The sequence below is a fragment of the Methylorubrum sp. SL192 genome (assembly GCF_026672325.1).
Classification (GTDB): Bacteria; Pseudomonadota; Alphaproteobacteria; order Rhizobiales; family Beijerinckiaceae; genus Methylobacterium; species Methylobacterium extorquens.
The window spans coordinates 4096084-4114924 of the sequence record NZ_JAPPQV010000003.1; the positions used below are offsets into that span (position 1 = coordinate 4096084).

General features: G+C 69.2%; 15 protein-coding genes, 1 other RNA gene and 1 pseudogene. 6 read left to right on the top strand and 11 right to left on the bottom strand.

All coding sequences use genetic code 11. The features are described from left to right. Positions 1-18: 18 nt before the first annotated feature. From mraY to ligA, 8 genes are all read right to left on the bottom strand, one after another. Positions 19-1101, bottom strand: a complete 1083-nt coding sequence (mraY, locus tag OVA30_RS19740; protein WP_003603658.1) for a phospho-N-acetylmuramoyl-pentapeptide-transferase — start codon at positions 1099-1101, stop codon at positions 19-21. Positions 1102-1206: 105 nt separating this feature from the next. Continuing rightward, a complete protein-coding gene (locus OVA30_RS19745) occupies positions 1207-2670 on the bottom strand; it encodes a UDP-N-acetylmuramoylalanyl-D-glutamyl-2,6-diaminopimelate--D-alanyl-D-alanine ligase (RefSeq protein WP_268176509.1) in 1464 nt (487 codons plus the stop codon). Next, positions 2667-4145: a UDP-N-acetylmuramoyl-L-alanyl-D-glutamate--2,6-diaminopimelate ligase gene (locus OVA30_RS19750; RefSeq protein ID WP_268176510.1), complete on the bottom strand. Its 1479-nt coding sequence runs from the start codon at positions 4143-4145 to the stop codon at positions 2667-2669. Before OVA30_RS19750 ends, OVA30_RS19745 begins: the two co-directional genes overlap by 4 nt. A 59-nt stretch (positions 4146-4204) precedes the next feature. Then, entirely contained in the window at positions 4205-6082 is a 1878-nt protein-coding gene (locus OVA30_RS19755; RefSeq protein WP_268176512.1) for a peptidoglycan D,D-transpeptidase FtsI family protein, read from the bottom strand. A 7-nt stretch (positions 6083-6089) separates the two neighbouring features. Next, positions 6090-6521, bottom strand: a complete 432-nt coding sequence (ftsL, locus tag OVA30_RS19760) for a cell division protein FtsL (RefSeq protein WP_268176513.1) — start codon at positions 6519-6521, stop codon at positions 6090-6092. Continuing rightward, entirely contained in the window at positions 6518-7573 is a 1056-nt protein-coding gene (rsmH, locus tag OVA30_RS19765; RefSeq protein WP_268176514.1) for a 16S rRNA (cytosine(1402)-N(4))-methyltransferase RsmH, read from the bottom strand. Before rsmH ends, ftsL begins: the two co-directional genes overlap by 4 nt. A gap of 450 nt (positions 7574-8023) precedes the next feature. Next, positions 8024-8429: RNase P RNA component class A (gene rnpB, locus OVA30_RS19770), an RNA gene on the bottom strand. A gap of 386 nt (positions 8430-8815) precedes the next feature. Beyond that, complete coding sequence (ligA, locus tag OVA30_RS19775; RefSeq protein WP_268176516.1) at positions 8816-11260, bottom strand: NAD-dependent DNA ligase LigA; 2445 nt, start codon at positions 11258-11260, stop codon at positions 8816-8818. A gap of 116 nt (positions 11261-11376) precedes the next feature. Between ligA and OVA30_RS19780 the strand changes: the two genes are divergently transcribed. From OVA30_RS19780 to OVA30_RS19790, 3 genes are all read left to right on the top strand, one after another. After that, entirely contained in the window at positions 11377-11697 is a 321-nt protein-coding gene (locus tag OVA30_RS19780) for a hypothetical protein (protein ID WP_182567682.1), read from the top strand. After that, positions 11670-12227: a Uma2 family endonuclease gene (locus OVA30_RS19785; RefSeq protein ID WP_268176518.1), complete on the top strand. Its 558-nt coding sequence runs from the start codon at positions 11670-11672 to the stop codon at positions 12225-12227. The genes OVA30_RS19780 and OVA30_RS19785 overlap by 28 nt, the downstream gene beginning before the upstream one ends. Before the next feature lie 76 nt (positions 12228-12303). Continuing rightward, positions 12304-13317, top strand: coding sequence for an adenosine kinase (locus tag OVA30_RS19790; RefSeq protein WP_003602243.1), 1014 nt, complete (start codon positions 12304-12306; stop codon positions 13315-13317). Positions 13318-13369: 52 nt separating this feature from the next. Here OVA30_RS19790 and OVA30_RS19795 read toward each other — a convergent pair whose 3' ends face one another. Continuing rightward, positions 13370-13792 carry an FKBP-type peptidyl-prolyl cis-trans isomerase gene (locus OVA30_RS19795; protein WP_003602245.1) on the bottom strand — a complete coding sequence of 141 codons (423 nt, stop codon included), beginning with the start codon at positions 13790-13792 and terminating at the stop codon, positions 13370-13372. 67 nt (positions 13793-13859) lie between these two features. Beyond that, positions 13860-14327 carry a hypothetical protein gene (locus OVA30_RS19800; protein WP_015857599.1) on the bottom strand — a complete coding sequence of 156 codons (468 nt, stop codon included), beginning with the start codon at positions 14325-14327 and terminating at the stop codon, positions 13860-13862. A 339-nt stretch (positions 14328-14666) separates the two neighbouring features. On the opposite strand from OVA30_RS19800, the pseudogene OVA30_RS19805 reads away from it, so the two are divergent. Together OVA30_RS19805 and OVA30_RS19810 are read left to right on the top strand one after the other, a co-directional pair. Then, positions 14667-15886, top strand: a pseudogene (locus OVA30_RS19805) (CaiB/BaiF CoA transferase family protein). Positions 15887-15909: 23 nt separating this feature from the next. Further along, positions 15910-16734 carry an enoyl-CoA hydratase/isomerase family protein gene (locus OVA30_RS19810; protein ID WP_003602251.1) on the top strand — a complete coding sequence of 275 codons (825 nt, stop codon included), beginning with the start codon at positions 15910-15912 and terminating at the stop codon, positions 16732-16734. Between the two features lie 31 nt (positions 16735-16765). Here the strand turns inward: OVA30_RS19810 and OVA30_RS19815 are convergent, their stop codons facing one another. Beyond that, complete coding sequence (locus tag OVA30_RS19815) at positions 16766-17458, bottom strand: GntR family transcriptional regulator (protein ID WP_268177516.1); 693 nt, start codon at positions 17456-17458, stop codon at positions 16766-16768. Between the two features lie 278 nt (positions 17459-17736). On the opposite strand from OVA30_RS19815, the gene OVA30_RS19820 reads away from it, so the two are divergent. After that, the gene (locus tag OVA30_RS19820) at positions 17737-18780 is read left to right on the top strand and encodes a threonine aldolase family protein (RefSeq protein ID WP_268176521.1); all 1044 of its coding nucleotides are present in this window, start codon (positions 17737-17739) and stop codon (positions 18778-18780) included. Positions 18781-18841 lie beyond the last annotated feature (61 nt).

Here is an 18841-nt window from a genome sequence, read left to right on the forward strand (position 1 = left end):
TATGTCTCTCGTCCCGGCTCAGCGCAGCTTCAGCGTGGCGAGCCCGACCAGCGCAAGGATGACGGCGATGATCCAGAAACGGATCACGACCTGCGGCTCCTTCCAGCCCTTCTGCTCGAAGTGGTGGTGGATCGGCGCCATGCGGAAGACGCGCTTGCCCGTGAGCTTGAACGAGACGACCTGGATGATCACCGACATGATCTCCAAGACGAACAGGCCGCCGACGATGGCGAGCACGATCTCGTGCTTGGCCGCCACGGCGATGGAGCCGAGCAGGCCGCCGAGCGCGAGCGAGCCGGTATCGCCCATGAAGATCTGCGCGGGCGGCGCGTTGAACCACAGGAAGCCGAGCCCCGCCCCGATCACCGCGCCGCAGACCACGGCGAGTTCGCCGGTGTCGCGCACGTAGTTCACCTGCAGGTAGCCGGCATAGATCACGTTGCCGACGAGGTAGGCGATGATGCCGAAGGTGGCGCAGGCGATCATGACGGGCACGATGGCAAGCCCGTCGAGCCCGTCGGTGATGTTGACCGCGTTGCCCGCCCCCACGATCACGAAGGCGGCGAACGGCACCCAGAACCAGCCGAGGTTCAGCAGCGTGTCCTTGAGGACGGGGAAGGCGAGCTGGTTCTGCAGTCCGGCGGGCGAGTAGAGCGAGATCATCAGGCAGGCCGCGCCCGCGATCGCGAATTCCAGTAGCAGGCGGAAGCGCCCCGAGAAGCCCTTGTGCGACTGCTTCGTCACCTTGAGGTAGTCGTCGTAGAAGCCGATCGCACCGAAGCCGAGGGTCACCGCGAGCGTCACCCAGACATAGTGGTTGTGCGGGTTGGTCCAGAGCAGGATCGAGACCACGGCGCCGGCCAGGATCATCAGGCCGCCCATGGTCGGCGTGCCGCGCTTGGTCAGGTGGCTGGCCGGGCCGTCCTCGCGGATCGGCTGGCCCTTGCCCTGGCGCAGGCGCAGCAGCGAGATGATCCAGGGCCCGAACCAGAACACGAAGAAGCCCGCCGTGAACAGCGCGCCGCCGGTGCGGAAGGTGATGTAACGGAATACGTTGAGGGGCGTGAGCGTGCCGCTCAGTTCCGACAGCAGATAGAGCATGCGTTCGTCCGCCCGCGGCAGGTTCTTTGTCGACACGCCCGGCACGGCGTTGCGCGCGGCCGGATGGAGCGGCCGGGCGCGAGGGCCTGGCCGATGGAGTGAAGCTTAGCGAACCGCGTTCAGCGAGGCTTCGCGCGGGTCCGGCGCGACCGCGTAGCGGGCTTTCACCGCTTCGACAATGCGGACCATGCGCATGGAGTTGGAGCCCTTCACCATCACGGCATCGCCCGGCCGCAGGGTCGCGAGGACGGCGTCGGTGACGCCCTCGGCGGTCGGCGCAGCCGTCCCCCGCACCGTCATCGGCAGCGCCTCGAACAGGTGCGCCATCAGCGGGCCGACGGCGAAGACGAGGTCGATGCCGTTCGCGGCGACCGCATCCGCCAACTCGCGATGCAGCGCTTCGCCCGCCGCGCCGAGCTCCTTCATGTCGCCGAGCACAGCGATGCGCCGGCCCTTGGCGCCGGTGTCGATGCCGGCGAGCGTCGCCAGCGCCGCGCGGATCGAGGCGGGGTTGGCGTTGTAGCTCTCGTCGACGAGGAAGGCCTCGCCGTCCCCGATCCGAAGCGCCGTGCGCTCGCCGCGTCCGACCGGCGGCTTGAGGCTCGCCAGCGACAGGGCGGCGCGGGCGAGGTCGGCGCCGAGCGCGTGGATGCAGGCCAGCACGCCGAGCGAGTTCATCGCGACGTGCCGGCCCGGCGTGCCGAGCTGGTAGGTCACGGGAATGCCCATCACGGTGGCATCGACCACCGAGACGTCGGGCCGGGTCAGGATGCGGTGGGCGCACACATCCGCCGCCGCGTGCTCGCCGAAGGTGATGACGCGCCCTGCCCGCGAGGCGTGCGCGTGTGCGAGCAGGCGCTCGTAGTTCGGGTTGTCGCGGTTGATCACCGCGACGCCGCCGGGCTTGAGCCCTGAAAAGATCTCGCCCTTCGCGTCGGCGATGGCCGAGAGCGAGCGGAAATGCTCGATATGCACCGGCTCGACCGTGGTGATCAGCGCCACGTCCGGCCGCACCATCGCGGTCAGCGGGAGGATCTCGGCGCCGTGGTTCATGCCGATCTCGAACACGCCGAAGCGGGTGTCTTCCGGCATCCGCGTCAGCGTCAGCGGCACGCCCCAATGGTTGTTGTAGGAGGCGACCGAGGCGTGCGTGGCGCCTTGCGCCGAGAGCACGTGGCGCAGGGCTTCCTTGGTACCGGTCTTGCCGACGGAGCCGGTCACCGCGACGATCGCCGCCCCGGTGCGGGCGCGCGCGGCCAGACCAAGGCGACGCATCGCGTCCAGAACCGGATCGTCGCCCTCACCCGGCACGGCGAGCACCGGGCCGACGCCCTCGAATTCCTTCGCACGCGCTTCCGCGACCACCGCCGCGCCGGCGCCCTTGTCCAGAGCAGCGCGCACGAAGTCGTGCCCGTCCCGCGCCTCGCCGCGGATGGCGAAGAACAGGTCGCCGGGTTCCAGGCTGCGGGTGTCGATCGAGGCGCCGGTGACGGCGCGCGGCGCACCAATCAGGCGCCCGCCGGTGGCCGCCTCCAGGGCGGCAGGGGTCCAGAGGGGGGCGTCGTTCATCCGTTCAACTCCGCGATCGCGGCGCGCAGGGTGTCGTGATCCGAGAACGGGAGCACGCGTGGCCCGACGATCTGGCCGGTTTCATGACCTTTGCCGGCCACCACCAGCACGTCACCGGCCCGCAGGTCCCGTACGCCCGCACGGATCGCCTCGGCCCGGTCGCCGATCTCCTCCGCGCCCGGCGCCGCGGCGAGGATCGCGGCGCGGATCGCGGCGGGCTCTTCGTTGCGGGGGTTGTCGTCGGTGACGATGACCCGATCGGCGAGGCGTTCGGCGATCGCGCCCATGATCGGCCGCTTGCCGGCGTCGCGATTGCCGCCGCAGCCGAACACGACGACGAGGCGCCCGCTGGCGAAGGGGCGGAGCGCGCTCAAGACATGCTCCAGGGCTTCCGGCTTGTGGGCGTAATCGACGAGGCAGAGTCCCCCGTTCGCTTCGCCGATCCGCTCCATGCGGCCTGGCACGCCGGTGAGCCCTTCGAGCGCGGCGAAGACGCCGACCGGATCGGCCTGACCCGCGGGTGTCGCCAGGGCGAGACCCGCCGCGACCAGGGCGTTCTCGACCTGAAAGCCACCGACCAGCGGCAGGCGCACGTGATAGTCCTTGCCTGCGTGGGAGAGCGTCAGGCTCTGCGCAAAGCCCTCCGTCCCGGCCTCGACGAGGCGGATGAAGTCGCCGCCGCGCCCCGTGGTGCGGATGACGTGGCCGGCGGCGTCGGCCACGCCGATGACGCGCTCGGCATAGGCGCCGTCCGCGTTGACGATGGCCGGACAGCCCTTCGGCAGCAGCGTCGTGAACAGGCGGAGCTTGGCGTCCAGATAGTCCTCGATGGTGGGGTGATAATCGAGGTGGTCGCGGCCGAGATTGGTGAAGGCCGCGGCCGTCAGTTCCACCCCGTCGAGGCGGCGCTGCTCGATGCCATGCGAGGAGGCCTCCATGGCCAGATCGGTGATGCCCTCGTCCGCCAGCCGCGCCAGGGTCTCGTGCAGCGTGACGGGGTCCGGGGTCGTCAGCGAGCCGTATTGCGCGCCCCGGTTGGTGACGATGCCGACGGTGCCGAGACTCGCCGAGTCCCGGCCGAGGCGTGACAGGATCTGCCGCACGAAGTCGGCGACGGAGCTTTTGCCGCTGGTGCCGGTGACCGCGACCACCGTCTCCGGCTGGCGCCCGGAGAGGCCGGCGGCGGCGAGCGCCAGCGCCCGGCGGGCATCCGCCACCTCGATCCAGGCCGTCGCCTCGGGCAGATCTGCCGGGCGCATCCCCTCACCGGCGACGGCGACCGCGCCGGCCGCTGCCGCGGCGGCGGCGAAAAGCCGGCCGTCGGCGGCGGTGCCGGGAACGGCCACGAACACGCCGCCGGGCACGACCTTACGGCTGTCGGCGGTCAGCCCGGCAACGGGGCGGCCGGCGATGGCCGCGTCCGCCTCCGGGAACAGGGCGCCGAGAGTCCGGTCGTCAGGCGTCGGCTGGCTCATCGGCAAAACAATCCTCGGAAGCGTCCATGCAGGTCAGGCCGACGGGGTACAGGCTGCCGTCACTGCCCGTCCACCATGGTCGCATGGTAGGCGCCGAGCTTCACCATCAGCGGGAACGGCTTCACCGGCGGATCGAAGCGCGGTGCCAGCCCGAGGATCGGCGCGGCCCGCTCGATGATCTTGCCCGTCACCGTGCCGGAATTGTAGGCGGCCGTGGCGTAGCCGCCGGTCTCGGGCAGGCCCTGCGGCTCGTCCATGATCGTCAGGAACAGGTATTTCGGCTTGTCCATGGGAGCGGCCGCCATGAAGGTCGTGAACAAGCGGTTCTTGGCGTAGCGCCCGTTGATGACCTTCTCGGCCGTGCCGGTCTTGCCGCCGACGTAGTAGAGCGGGATCGACGCCTTCTTGGCCGAGCCCTCGACCGCGTTGAGGCGCATGATGAAGCGCATCGCCTCGCTGGCCTCCGGCTTCATCACGTGGCTGGCCTTGCCCCGTGCCGTCGGCTCGTCGGTCTTCAGGAAGGTCGGCGTCATCAGGTCGCCGCCGTTGATGATCGCCGCCACCGCCGCCGCCGCCTGGATCGGCGCCACCGCGATGCCGTGGCCGAAGGCGATGGTGATGGTGTTGATCTCGGCCCAGCGCGGCGGAAGGATCGGCGCGGCCGATTCCGGCAGCTCGGTGCGCATGCGGTCGAGCAGGCCCATCTTCTTGAGGAAGGCGCGGTGGCCGGGTACGCCGACGCCGAGCGCCATCTTGGCCGAGCCGATGTTGGAGGAGTGGGTGAACACCTCCGGCATCGTCAGCACGCGGCCGGTGGCGTGGTAGTCGTGGATCTTCTGCCGGCCCCAGTGCAGCACGCCGCCGCGGGTGTCGAAGGTGGAGTTGACGTTGTACTTGCCGGAATCGAGGGCCATGGCGAGCGTCATCGCCTTGAAGGTCGAGCCCATCTCGTAGACGCCGACATTCATCCGGTTGATGCGGTCGTCCGAGAGCGCATCCTTCGGCTCGTTCGGGTCGAAGTCGGGGTAGGAGGCGAGCGCGACGACCTCGCCGGTGGTCACGTCGAGAATCATCGAGGCGCCGGCCTTGGCCTTGAACTTCTCCACGCCCTTCACGAGCTCGTCGCGCAGGGCGAACTGGGCGCGCAGGTCGAGGGAGAGCTGGATCGGCGAGAGGTCGGTCTGCTTGGCGACGAGGCCGAATTCGTTGAGCGCCTTGTTGCCGCGGTTGTCGATGTATTTCTCGATGCCAGCGATGCCGATATTGTCGAGGTTCGTCGCGCCGATGACGTGCGCGGCCGCGACCCCGTTCGGGTAGACGCGCTTGTGGTCGGGCAGGAAGCCGACGCCGGGGATGCCGAGGCGGTGGACTTCGAGCTGCTGCTTCGGCGTGATCTCGCGCTTGATCCAGACGAAGCCCTTCTTCGACGACAGCTTGGCGCGCAGCTCCGCCGCGTTCAGCTCGGGCAGCACCGCGGTCAGGAGCTCGACCGCCTCGTCGGTGTCGAAGGTCCGCACCATCCGCTTCGGCTCGGCGAAGACCGAGACGGTGCGGATGTCGGTGGCCAGGATCTCGCCCTTGCGGTCGATGATGTCCGGGCGGATCGCGGTGGTGGCGGCCGCCGCCACCCGGTGCTCGTCGCTGTTGCTCGCAGGCGTCGCCGCCATCACGATCAGCCGCACGCTGATGGTGACGAACACCGCCGTGAAGGCGAGGCCGACCAGCGCCACGCGGGCATGCGAGCGCTCGATCGCGAGACGGAACATGATCCGGGTGAGCCGGGTCAGCGCCGAGACCGGCGGCTCGCTCCGCACCACCCGGTCCGCACCCGGCTCCGGCACGGCGGCATCGGCCGCGAGCGCGTCCGGCTGCTCGTGCTGCAGGCCCTGCGACGGACCTTCCTGCGACGGATCTTCCTGGGAAGGATCGTGGGACACGGGGACGCTACCTCGAAACCGCGGGCGGGCGGGTGGAGACGGTGCGGGTGGTGACGGAGCCGGTGGTGCGCGGCTCGTCGCGGGTGCTTCCCGGCTTGTCCGTTGGGGTCACGGTCGGGGTCGCCGTGGAGGCGAGCAGGCGGCCGATCTCGTCGCCGCGGTCGGGCCGGTTCGGCAGGTCGGAGAGCCGGGCGAGATGCCCGTTGCCGATCGGCTCGAGGGTGAGATGCCTTTCGACCGCCGCCTGGAGCCGGTCCGGGCGGGTCAGGAGCTGCCACTCGGCGCGCAGCACCGCGATGGCCTGCCGCTCCTTGTGCAGGCCGGTCTTCAGCTTGGAGACCTGACCGGCCTGATAGAGCGTGTCGTACTTGATCGAGTAGGCGTAGACCGCCGAGCAGATCAGCCCGACGATCGCCAGCACGTTGAGAAGCCGGATCACCGCCGTGGCCCCCGTCCCTGTGGAGCCGGCAGGCTCGCCAGCGTTTCGATGGCGCTCAGCGGCGGCGGCGCGGGCGCGTCGGTCCGCTCGCCGGCGCGCAGCTTGGCCGAACGTGACCGCGGGTTCACGTCCGTCTCTGCCTCCGAGGGCAGCACCGGACCCTTGGTCACCAGCTTGAAGCTCTTGGGTGCCGGCCGCTCCACGCCCGGGACGTGCCGGGAGGCCTGCGCTGCCCGGCCGCTGCGGGCCGAGAAGAACTGCTTGACGATGCGGTCTTCCAGCGAATGGAACGTCACCACCGCGAGCCGGCCGCCGGGCTTGAGCACCCGCTCGGCGGCGTGCAGGCCGCGCACCAATTCGCCGAGTTCGTCATTCACCGCGATCCGCAGGCCCTGAAAGCTGCGCGTCGCCGGATGGATCGGGCTGCCGGGCTCGGGCCGCACCACGCCGGCCACGAGGTCGGCGAGCTGCGCCGTGGTCTCGATCGGCGCGCGGCGCCGCGCCTCGACGATGGCGCGCGCCACCACCCGCGAGCGGCGCTCCTCGCCGAAATGGTAGAGGATGTCGGCGAGCGTAGTCTCTTCCTCGCCGTTCACGAGGTCGGCCGCCGAGGGGCCCTCCCCGCCCATGCGCATGTCGAGCGGCCCGTCCTGCCGGAACGAGAAGCCGCGCTGCGCCTCGTCGATCTGCATCGAGGACACGCCGATATCGAGCACGACCCAATCGGCCTGCGCCTCGTCCTGATCGGCGATGAGCGTGTCGAGATCGCCGAAGCGGCCCTGGACCAGCCGCAGGCGGCCTCCGGAGGCATTCACGAGATCCGCTCCGCCCCGGATCGCGGTGGGATCGCGATCGATGGCGATCACGCGCACCTCCGGCCCGGCCTCAAGCAGCGCGCGGGTGTAGCCGCCCGCTCCGAAGGTGCCGTCCACGGCCAGGCCCGGCCGGTCGAGGGAGAGCGCGGCGAGAACCTCGGCGAGCAGGACGGGAACGTGGCGAGCCTGCGCGCCCTTCGGCAACTCGGCTCTGGCCGTGCGCGGCGCCCGGCTCATCGGCATCGCCCCACGGTGCTCTCGCGGAATCCGTAGAGAGCTCGGGCGCCACCCGGCGGGGGATGCATCATGGGAGCCTGCTGAATGGACGGACCGCAGGGCGGCCCGAGAAGTGGCGACGCCGATCCGCGAGCGGCTCCGGCCATGCGCGCGCAGTCCCGCGAGGCAACCTGGGCGAGTGTTGGCCGATCCAGAACAGGGCGTCAACGGGATGGCGCGGGGTAACATGGGCCCTCGAAACGCGTCAACGAGCTTGACCATGCAGGCAGCTCTGATCTGACCGCATCAAGGTTAACCGAGCGTCAATGAACGGGATGTTTTCTTGAGGTTTACCAAGCGGCGCGATGGCAACTCTCGCCGCTGGCGCCGGATGCGCTGTGGCGGAATTCGCGAAACTCGGGAAGCACTTGCCCCGACGGACGCGGGGCCGCACGCGTCGGCCGGATCGGGTGGATCAGCCGGCCTGTAAGCCGGGTTCTGTAGGGCCCGTGAGATGAACTCACGGACGTGGCAGCCATTCCTCTGGGACGTCCGTTACCGGCCGCCTCGAGCAACCAACCCGGGCGACGAGCCTGGAGAGAGGGCCTGCCCCCTCCTCGCGGAGAAGGCGTGTCGCCCCTATTCGGTTTTGCTCCCGGTGGGGTTTGCCGTGCCGTCCGCGTTGCCGCGTCCGCGGTGCGCTCTTACCGCACCCTTTCACCCTGACCTTGCGAAGGACGAGCCTTCCGCAAGGCGGTCTGCTCTCTGTGGCACTGTCCCTGGGGTCGCCCCCGCCGGAGGTTATCCGGCACCGCCTCTCCATGGAGCCCGGACTTTCCTCCCCGTCTGACGAAGGGGCGGCTGCCCGGCCGGCTGATCCGGGGCACGGATTGCGCCGCGGGGGGCGCGGGGTCAAGGCTCGGGGGGTGTCTTTATCGCTGCGCCGCCCGTCGCTGAAGGGAAGCGGCGATGCGACCACGCGATGAGGGACGAGATCAAGGGCGATGCCTGCCTGCTTTCGATCGGCCTGCATGATGAGCGCGCAGTTCTGCGAACACTGCATCAGCTGGAAGGTGCCGGCTTGAATCGCTCAGCGCCTCAGTCACCTTCCGACGCAATCCTGCTTCGAGGGGTGTCTCTTCATTCCGCCGCATCTCGCAGGAGGTGATGGCGATGGGCTTGCCGGTTTGCATGGGGCGGCCGCTACATCGAGAATGGTTGGTAGAACCTACGACGAAACGAGCGGTTGCCGGGAGGCGTTTTTCACGCCTCCGCCAGCATCGCCAGCCAATCGTCCTCCGAGACCACCTTCACCCCGTGACGCTCGGCGTCCTTGAGCTTCGAGCCGGCGCCGGGGCCGGCGACCACGAGGTCGGTCTTGGCCGAGACCGAGCCGGAGACCTTGGCGCCTAGGCGCTCGGCGGTGGCCTTGGCCTCGCTGCGGGTCATCTTCTCGAGGGTGCCGGTGAACACCACCGTCTTGCCGGCAAACGCCGCCGCCGCGGTCGTGGTGGCCAGCGGCTCGGTTCCCACCTCTTCGAGCAACGCCCGCACCGCCGCGTCGTTGTGCGGCTCGGAGAAGAACTGGATCAGTGAATCCGTCGCCACGGGGCCGATCTCGCCGTCGTCGGCGAACAGACGGTAGGCGTCGCCGGGCCGTTGCGAGGCAGCCCGCTCCAGCGCCGCGTCGGCCTCTGCCTCGCTGCCGTAATGAGCCAGCACCGCCTCGCGCTGCGACGGCGTCAGCCGCCCCCGCAGGCGCGCACCGAGGCTCAGATCCTGCATCGCCTCGCCGGGCAGCGGATCGAGGGTGTCGAACAGGCGGTCGCGGGTGCCGGGCCCGATCCGCGGGAGCGCCGAGAGTTCGATCCAGTCCTGGCCCGCCTGCTCCCGCGTCGCCGCTGCGAGGGCCGCCATCAGGGCGGGCATGTCGGGGAAGCGCTTAGCCAGCGCCTTGGCCGTCGATTCGCCGATCTGCGGGATGCCGAGGGCGAACAGGAAGCGGTTGAGCGGGATCGTTCGGCGGGCGTCGAGCGAGGCGAGCAGGTTCTTGATCGCCTTGTCCTCCTCCTCACCCTTCTTCTTGGTCGGCTTCTTCGGCGCCGGCTCGCCCTCGGTGCGGCGTTGGGCGGACAGCGCTTCGCGGCGGGCGACGATCGCCGCCTTCAGCGGTTCGAACTCCAGGCGGAACAGGTCGGCGGGCTGCTTCACGAGGCCGGCCTCGAACAGCACCTCGATATAGGTCTGACCGAAGCCTTCGAGGTCGAAGCCGTTGCGCGACACGAAGTGCTTCAGCCGCTCGACCCCCTGCGCCGGGCAGATCAGCCCGCCGGTGCAGCGGCGGATCGCATCGAGTTTTTTCGTACGCGGGTTGAGTTCACGCACGGCCCGGCTGCCGCAGGCTGGGCAGGTATCCGGGAAGACGTAGGGCACCGCATCGGCCGGGCGCTTGTCGATCACCACGTCCCGCACCTTCGGGATGACGTCGCCGGCGCGCACCACGATCACGGTGTCGCCGACGCGGATGTCGCGGCCCTCGCGGATCGGCTCGCCGTCGGCGCCCACGCCCTGGACGTAGCCCTCGTTGTGCAAAGTCGCGTTCGAGACCACGACGCCGCCGACGGTGATGGGCTTGAGGCGCGCCAGCGGGTTGAGCGAGCCGGTGCGGCCGACATTGATGTCGATGGCGAGAAGTTCGGTGATCGCCTCCTGCGCCGCGAACTTGTGCGCCAGCGCCCAGCGCGGCGCACGGCTGACGAAGCCGAGCCGCCGCTGGAAGCCGAGGTCGTCCACTTTGTAGACGACGCCGTCGATGTCGTAGCCGAGACCCGCCCGCTCCGCCTCGATGGTGCGGTAATGCGCGATCATCTCTTCGGCCGAGCGGCACAGCTTGGTCCGCGGGTTCACCGGCAGGCCCCAGCCGCGGAACCGCTCCAGCACCGCCGATTGCGTGTCGGTGAAGGGCTCGGAGACCTCACCCCAGGCATAGGCGAAGAAGCGCAAGGGCCGTGAGGCGGTGATCGCCGGATCGAGCTGGCGCAGCGAGCCGGCCGCGGCGTTGCGCGGGTTGGCGAAGAGCGGCTTGCCCCCCGCCTCCTGGCGCGCGTTGATGGCCGCGAAATCCTCGTGCGACAGGTAGATCTCGCCGCGCACCTCCAGCACGTCGGGAATGCTTTCGCCTGAGAGGGTTTCCGGAATGTCGTCCACCGTCAGCGCGTTGGCGGTGACGTTCTCGCCGACCTCGCCGTCGCCCCGCGTCGCCGCGGTGACGAGCCGGCCCGCCTCGTAACGCAGCGACAGCGACAGCCCGTCGATCTTCGGCTCTGCGGTGAAGGCGACCGCCTCCTCGCCCGGCAGGTTGAGAAAGCGACGCACACGGGCCACGAACTCGTCCACGTCCTCGTCAGCGAAGGCATTGCCGAGCGAGAGCATCGGCACCGCGTGCCGGACCTTGGCGAACTTTTCCGAAGGCTTGGCGCCGACGCCCGCGCTCGCCTCGGTGGTGCCGGTCAGCGCGGGAAAGCGCGCTTCGATCGCCTCCAGCTCCTGGCGCAGGGCATCGTATTCGGCGTCGGTGAGTTCGGGCGCGTCCTCGTTGTAGTAGAGCTGGTTCGCCCGCTCGATCGCCCGCGATAGCTCGGCATGGCGCGCCTGGGCGGCATCCTCGCTGAAGTCTTCGACGGCGGCGGAAAGGGGCGTGCTCGGCATGGGCCGCCTTTATCGCATCTCGCACGCCGGTGCGATAACGCTCGCGGTTCCCAAGACCCCATTCCCGCCACAACTCGACCGTCACAACCCTGGAAACGACGGCTTGGGGACGGATCATGGCAGGACGCATCATCACGGCACTGGCGCTGGCCGGCCTCGCGGGCCCGGCGCTGGCCGCCCCCTGCACCCCGCCGACGCCCCCGCCGGCGGAGGCGCGGCCGGAAAAGCCGAAGCTTCCCGAAAAGCCCGCCTGCCTCGACAAGAAGGACGGCTGCCCCGGCTGGGAGGCCTACAGCTACAACGACGCGATCAAGGCCTACAACGCCCAGGCCCAGGCTTTCCAACCAGTCGCAGGGGCTTACGTCCAGAAGCTCAACGCCTACGTCAAGGCGAGTTCGGATTACGCGCAATGCGAGGTGAAGGCGTTGCAGCAGTGACGACTGTTACTGAGTTCATCGACTGGGCCGAAGGACGGCCTGGGCGCTACGAACTCGTAGATGGTGAGATCGTATCGAGGCCGTACCAATGCGTTCGGCATGTCGAAACGAAATTCGCTGCCCAGATCGCCTTGTCCGAAGCGCTTCGCGTGAATCCTCTCTCCTGCGAGATGCTGCCCGGCGGTCTCTGCGTTCCGATCGACACCCAGACTGCCTTCGAGCCCGATGCCCTCGTCTATTGCGGGGAACGCCTCGCTCCGGATGCGATCACCGTCCCGGAACCCGTCATCGTCATCGAAGTCATTTCCCCGAGCACGAAACAGGTCGATATCGGTGCCAAGCTGCTCGGCTACTTCCGCCTGCCGAGCCTGCAGCACTACCTCATCCTCGACACCGAGCGGCGCGCGGTGATCCACCACCGCCGCAGCACCGGCGACCTGATCGAGACGCGCATCGCCGCCTCGGGTGATCTCTCGCTCGATCCGCCCGGCCTCACCCTCTCCGTGGCGAGCCTGTTCGCGGAGCCTTGAGGCGGCCTTTGCTTGACGCTTGCCGAGCGGGGTGCGACAGGCCCGGCCCATCTGTCACGCGAGACCGGACGGCCCGATGTCCCAATCCCTCGACCTCCTCGTCCTCGGCAACGCCATCGTCGATCTCATCGCCCATGCCGAGGAGGATTTCCTCGTCAAGCAGGGCGTCACGAAGGGCGCGATGCAACTCGTCGACGAGCCGCGGGCCGAGAACCTCTTCGAGGTGATGGGTCCGGCGACCGTCGTCTCCGGCGGCTCGGGCGCCAACACAGCCGTCGGTGCGGCCTTGCTCGGGGCCAAGACCGGCTTCGTCGGGAAGGTGCACGAGGACGAACTCGGTCGGCTGTTCAGCCATGACCTGAAGGCAACGGGCGTGCGCTTCGACGTGCCGCCGGCGACCGAAGGGCCGACCACCGCCCGTTGCTTCATCCTGGTGACGCCCGACGGCGAGCGCACCATGAACACCTATCTCGGCGCCTGCCAGGGCCTCTCCCCGGACGACGTGGACGAGGCGACCGTGCGTTCGGCCCGCGTCACCTATCTCGAAGGTTATCTGTGGGATCCGCCGGCCGCCAAGGACGCGTTCCGCAAGGCGGTGAAGGTCGCCCATTCGGCCGGTAACGCCGTGGCGCTGACCCTGTCGGATGCGTTCTGCGTCGGTCGCTACCGCGAGGAATTCCTCGAGCTGATCCGCAACGGCAGCATCGACATCCTGTTCGCCAATATCGGTGAGTTGCAGAGCCTCTACCAGACCGACGATCCGGACGCCGCCGTCGCGGCCCTGCGCGAGGAGCGAGGCGGGCAGGGCACGCACCTGCTCGGCCTCGTCACCCGCTCGTCCCAGGGCGCGTTGGTGGTGCGCGGCGGCGAGGTGCGGGCGGTGGATGCCTTCCCGGTGCGCGAGGTGATCGACACCACCGGGGCCGGCGACCTGTTCGCGGCGGGCTTCCTCGCGGGCTACACCCGCGGCATCGACTACGTGTCGTCGGCTCGTCTCGGCGCGCTCGCGGCGGCCGAGGTCATCGAGCATATCGGCGCCCGGCCGCAGCGCGATCTGCTGGCGCTGGCACGCGAGCACAAGCTCATCTGAGGCTTTCGCCCACGGGATCCGGCGCCCACAGGGGCGCCGGAGAAGTTCGCGATCAGCGCGAGCCGATCAGCTCGACGTCGAAGATCAGCGTGGCGTTCGGCGGGATGACGCCGCCGGCGCCGCGGGCGCCGTAGCCGAGATCCGGCGGGATCGTCAGGATGCGACGGCCGCCGGCCTTCATCGTGGCAACGCCCTCGTCCCAGCCGCGGATCACCTGGCCCGCGCCGATGGTGAACGAGAAGGGCTGGCCGCGATCCCGCGACGAATCGAACTTCTTGCCCCGCTTGCCGCCGCCCTCGTCGAGCCAGCCGGTATAGTGGACGGTGACCTGCTGGCCGGACTTCGGCTCGGGGCCGGTGCCGACCACTTCATCGGTGTAGCTGAGGCCCGAGGGCAGCGTGACGGGCTGGGCGGCGGAAGCGGCACTGGTCATGGCGAGGGCGATGGCTCCGGCTAGGGGAAGGATCGAGCGCATGAATCTCGTCTCGGCGCGTCGTCGCTGACGACGGGGCGCGCGGGTTAGCACGCGCCCGGCCACAAGGCTAATAACGGGCCCGGATGGCCCCACGCTCCATGGCCGGGCAGGCGCCGGCCTGCGGGCCGACCACCAGATCGCCCTGGCGCGGATTGTTGAGGGCGAGCGGCCCGGTATCCTTGCGGCCGATGAAGCCGCCGCCGAGCTGCTCCTCGAAGAAGCCGTCGCCAAAGCGGATGTAGCAGCGGTCGATGATCGCCACCGTGTCGTAGCTCGCCCGGTAGGCGGCCTGCTCCGGCAGGGCGCCCGGTCCGCAGGTCAACGCCACGTCGATGCGTCCGGAGTGATGGTACTGAATCGTCTGCGAGCGGTGCGGCCGCACCGCCACCCAGGGGCCGCCGTCGCGGCTGACGAGGGCGACGTAGCCGGATTTGTTGATGATGCGGCGGGCGCAGGACGCCTCCGCCGGAGCGATGCTCGCTGCCGTCACGGCGAGGGCCGCCGCAAGTCCCAGTGCCGTGCTCAACCCGCGCATCGATCCCTCCGCTCCACAGGGCCGAAAGGGAGACATTCCGACGGCCACGCTTTCGCCGACAACCGGGAGCCGGCCCGCGCGTTCCATCGCGCGCGTCGAACACCCCCCGCTGTTTCGCTTACGCTCAGCAAATCGCATTCAAAACGGTTGCCTATCCGGCAATCGAGTCCGTAAAATCAATTCAAAATGCGAGTGATCGCTGATCCGTCACGCGGCCCCAGCGTCGCATGAGAGGGGTCGCCGGCCCTCGAAGGGAGGATGGATGTGATGGGCTCTTCGCCAGCTTTCGATTCGCGTCGTGCGTGTGCCTCGACCGGTCGGCACGGCTGAGGCGGATCGATGACGGAAGCCGCGAAGTCCGGCCCTCTGGCCGGCGTGAAGGTCATCGAACTCGCCCACATCATGGCCGGGCCGGTCTGTGGGCTGATGCTCGGCGACATGGGCGCCGAGGTCATCAAGGTCGAGAAGATCGAGGGTGGCGACGACACCCGCCGTTCGGTGCCGCCCGCGATCGAGGGCGAGAGCGCCGCCTACATGATGATGAACCGCGGCAAGCGCGGGATCGCCCTCGATCTCAAGAGCGCGGACGGCAAGGCGGTGCTGCGGCGCCTGCTTACCGACGCCGACGTGCTGATCGAGAACTACCGCGCCGGCACGATGGAGCGGCTCGGCCTCGGCTACGATGTTCTCCGAAAAAATTTCCGGGGTTGGTCTACTGCTCGCTCTCGGGCTTCGGCCGTTCGGGGCCCTATGCCGAGCGCGCGGGTTTCGACCTCGTGGCGCAGGGCATGAGCGGACTGATGAGCATCACCGGCGAGGGGCCGGGCCGGCCGCCGATGAAGTGCGGCCCGCCCGTCACCGACATCACCGCCGGCATCCTGGCGGCGATGGGCGTGCTGGCCGCCCATGTCCACAAACTGAAGACCGGCGAGGGTCAGATCGTCGATACCTCGCTGTTCGAGGCGGGCATCACCCTCACCTATTGGCAATCGGCCATCGCCATGGCGACCGGCGTCGCGCCGGGGCCGATGGGCTCGGCCCATCCGCTGAACGCGCCCTACGAGGCGTTCGAGACGGCAGACGGCTGGATCACCATCGGCGCGGCCAACCAGACCAACTGGCTGCGCCTGCTCGCGGTGCTCGGTGCCGAGGATCTCGCAGCCGATGTGCGCTTCTCGGCCAACCGCGACCGCATGGCGAACCGCGCGGCTCTGGCCCAGGCGCTGGCCCCACATTTCCGCACCGCGCCCTCCGCCGATTGGCTCGCGCGGCTGGAGGCCGGTGGCGTGCCGGCCGGACCCGTGCTCGACGTGCTCGCGATGCAGGCCGATCCCCAGACGCGTGCCCGCGAGATGGTGGTCGAGGTCGAGCACGCCCGCGCCGGGCGGATGAGCACGCTCGGTCTGCCGGTCAAATTCTCGGCGACGCCGGGGCGGGTGCACGGCCCCGCGCCGCTGCTCGGCGAACACAGCCGCGCCATCCTGGCCCAAGCCGGCTATGACGGGGCGGCGATCGACGATCTGATCGCCCGGGGCGTCGTGCGCGAGACGACGGCCTGAGACGCTTGACGAGGAACCGCCCCATGAACGCTGACGCCGAGACCGCTTCGACCGACGAACTGCTCTTCGCGGTGGATGCGGCGGGCATCGCCCGCATCACCCTCAACCGGCCGAAGGCGCGCAACGCGCTGACCTTCGCGATGTATCGCGGGCTGGTGGAGTTGTGCGAGCGGATCGAGGCGGACCACGCGATCAAGGCGGTGATCATCACCGGCGCCGGGGACAAGGCGTTCGCGGCGGGTACCGACATCGCCCAGTTCCGTAGCTTCAGCAAACCGGAAGACGCGATCGGCTACGAGCGCTTCATGGACCGGGTGCTCGGCGGCCTGGAGCGTCTGCGGGTGCCGACCATTGCGGCGGTCGCCGGAGCCTGCACCGGCGGTGGCGCGGCCATCGCTGCGGCCTGCGACATGCGCATCGCCAGCCGCGACGCCCGCTTCGGCATCCCCATCGCCCGCACGCTCGGCAATTGCCTCTCGCAGAACACCCTGAGGCGGCTGGCGAACCTCATCGGCGCGCCGCGCGTGAAGGACATTCTGTTCACCGCTCGGCTCGTGGAGGCGCAGGAGGCGCTGGCGATCGGCCTCGTCAACGAGGTGGTCGAGGATGCCGCGGCCGTCGCGGCCCGAGCGGATGCGCTGGCCACCCTGCTCGCGAGCCACGCGCCTCTCACCCTCCAGGCCACCAAGGAAGGCCTGCGTCGCATCGGCGAGGAGGGCGTGGCGGAGGCCGCCGAGGGCGAGCGGCCCGGCGACGACCTGATCGTGATGACCTATATGAGCGAGGACTTCCGGGAGGGCATGGAAGCCTTTCTGGGCAAGCGCCCGCCGAGCTTCAAAGGACGCTGAGCCTGCGGCGTCCACTTCGTCAGACAGCGCTCTAACGAGGCGACGCCTCAGTCCCCTCTTCGCCGTAGATCGCCGCGATCACCGGCTTCTTCGAGCGGATATGCCGGCGCATCAGCCCGGCGAGTTCCTCGCCCTGTCGGGCGCGGAGCAGCGGAATCATGCGCTCGTGCTCCTCGACCGCCTGGGCCCACTGCGCCTCGGTCTGGTGGGCACTGTAGCGGGAGCGCTGAATCCGGCCGGTGAGACCCAGATACAGGCTGCGCAACTTGGTGTTGCGGCTCGCGAGCATGATCGCTTCGTGGATTTCGCGATTCAGTCGGAAGTAGCTCGTCTCGTCGCGCGCCTGCCACGCCGCCATCATCGCCTGATGCTTCGCCTCGATCTCCGCCAGTTCATCGTCGGTGATCGTCCGGCAGGCGAGGTCACAGGCGGTCGCTTCAAGCCCGGCGATGACCTCGATCATCTCCTCCAGCTCGTCGGGCGAGATGCTCGCGACCCGGGCGCCGCGATTGGGCAGCAGCTCCAGCAGGCCTTCGGTCGCCAGGATCTTGATCGCCTCGCGCAGCGGCGTGCGCGAAATTCCGAACCGTTCGGTCAACTCGCTCTCGTTGACGCGCGCACGCGGCTCGAGTTCGCCTTCGTTGATCAATTCACGCATCCGGTCCGCCACCTCGTCATGAAGGTAGCGACGGCTGATCCCGATACTGGGCTCAATTCTATTCATCGAGCTCTCAAAGAATTTTAAATGCGAAACTACGCGTCGCAATTTCTAGACTTGCGGCTACCGCCTGTCGAGATACAGCGCCGTTCCCAGCTTCGTGAGCCACACGGAAAGTTCCGAGCAGAAAGTCCAAGGTTCGCGAAAGGCGACCATCGCGACGGCGCGCGGGACGGCTTGCGGGTGATTGAATTTTTCATGCATTCAGGAGCGCCGCGGGAGCCCCTTGCAGCGGAGCGTGGCGGCGGGACCAAGCGGACGGGGCCCGCAAGGAAGGATGCGCCATGATCGATCTGTTCAGCGACACCCAGACGCGTCCGACGCCGGGCATGCGCGAGGCCATGGCGCGGGCCGAGGTCGGCGACGAGCAGTCGAACTCCGATCCGACCACCAATGCCCTGTGCGAGCGCGTGGCGGAGATGCTCGGTCAGGAGGCGGCCGTGTTCATGCCGTCGGGCACGATGTGCAACCTCGCCTCGATCCTCGTCCATTGCCGGCCCGGCGACGAGATCATCGTCGATGACCAGTCCCACATCTACAACACCGAGGCCGCCGGCTCCGCCGCGATCGGCGGCGTCTCGGTGAAGGCGCTGCCGACGCGGGTCGGACTGTTCACCCTGGCTCAGGTCGAGGCGGCGATCCGGGTTCCGCAGCGCACGGCGCCGCGCTCGCGGCTGGTCTCGATCGAGCAGACGACAAGCTTTTCCGGCGGGACGGTCTGGGACATCGGCGAGATGCGCCTGATCCGCGACTACGCCCAGGCGCGCGGCCTGAAGGCGCATATCGACGGGGCGCGCCTGCTCAACGCGGTGGTCGCCACCGGCCTCTCGGCGGCGGAATATGCGGCCGGCTTCGACAGTGTCTGGATCGATCTCAGCAAGGGGCTCGGTTGCCCGGTCGGGGCGGTCCTGTCCGGCACGCGGGATTTCATCGACCAAGCGTGGCAGTGGAAGTACCGGCTCGGCGGCGCGATGCGCCAGTCGGGCGTACTGGCGGCAGCGGGGCTCTACGCCCTCGACCACCACATGACCCAGCTTGCCGAGGACAACGCCAATGCCGGCCGGCTGCACCGGGCGATCGCCGACGTGCCGGGCCTGGCCTTCGACCCGACGGCAGGGCAGTCGAACATCCTGTGCTTCACGGTGGAGGCCTTGGGCATCACCGCCTCGGCCTTCGCGAGCGCCTGTCTCGAAGATGGGGTGCGGGTGCGGGCAATCGGAACGCATCAGATTCGTGCGACTGCCAATCTCGACGTCGATCGCGCGGGCATCGACCGGGCGGCCGAGGTGATCCGCGCGAAGGCCGCGGTGTTCATGCAAAGGGTTTGATGGTCAGGGGCTGAACGCCCCTCTTCGATCTCGGCACCTCAGGATGAGGTTGTGGTCTGAT

Bases quoted from the DNA above. Each gene is read 5' to 3' on its own strand.
- mraY (WP_003603658.1), bottom strand. From the start codon at position 1,101: ATGCTCTATCTGCTGTCGGAACTGAGCGGCACGCTCACGCCCCTCAAC.
- OVA30_RS19745 (WP_268176509.1), bottom strand. From the start codon at position 2,670: ATGAACGACGCCCCCCTCTGGACCCCTGCCGCCCTGGAGGCGGCCACC.
- OVA30_RS19750 (WP_268176510.1), bottom strand. From the start codon at position 4,145: ATGAGCCAGCCGACGCCTGACGACCGGACTCTCGGCGCCCTGTTCCCG.
- rsmH (WP_268176514.1), bottom strand. From the start codon at position 7,573: ATGAGCCGGGCGCCGCGCACGGCCAGAGCCGAGTTGCCGAAGGGCGCG.
- ligA (WP_268176516.1), bottom strand. From the start codon at position 11,260: ATGCCGAGCACGCCCCTTTCCGCCGCCGTCGAAGACTTCAGCGAGGAT.
- OVA30_RS19780 (WP_182567682.1), top strand. From the start codon at position 11,377: ATGGCAGGACGCATCATCACGGCACTGGCGCTGGCCGGCCTCGCGGGC.
- OVA30_RS19785 (WP_268176518.1), top strand. From the start codon at position 11,670: ATGCGAGGTGAAGGCGTTGCAGCAGTGACGACTGTTACTGAGTTCATC.
- OVA30_RS19790 (WP_003602243.1), top strand. From the start codon at position 12,304: ATGTCCCAATCCCTCGACCTCCTCGTCCTCGGCAACGCCATCGTCGAT.
- OVA30_RS19795 (WP_003602245.1), bottom strand. From the start codon at position 13,792: ATGCGCTCGATCCTTCCCCTAGCCGGAGCCATCGCCCTCGCCATGACC.
- OVA30_RS19800 (WP_015857599.1), bottom strand. From the start codon at position 14,327: ATGCGCGGGTTGAGCACGGCACTGGGACTTGCGGCGGCCCTCGCCGTG.
- OVA30_RS19810 (WP_003602251.1), top strand. From the start codon at position 15,910: ATGAACGCTGACGCCGAGACCGCTTCGACCGACGAACTGCTCTTCGCG.
- OVA30_RS19815 (WP_268177516.1), bottom strand. From the start codon at position 17,458: ATGAATAGAATTGAGCCCAGTATCGGGATCAGCCGTCGCTACCTTCAT.
- OVA30_RS19820 (WP_268176521.1), top strand. From the start codon at position 17,737: ATGATCGATCTGTTCAGCGACACCCAGACGCGTCCGACGCCGGGCATG.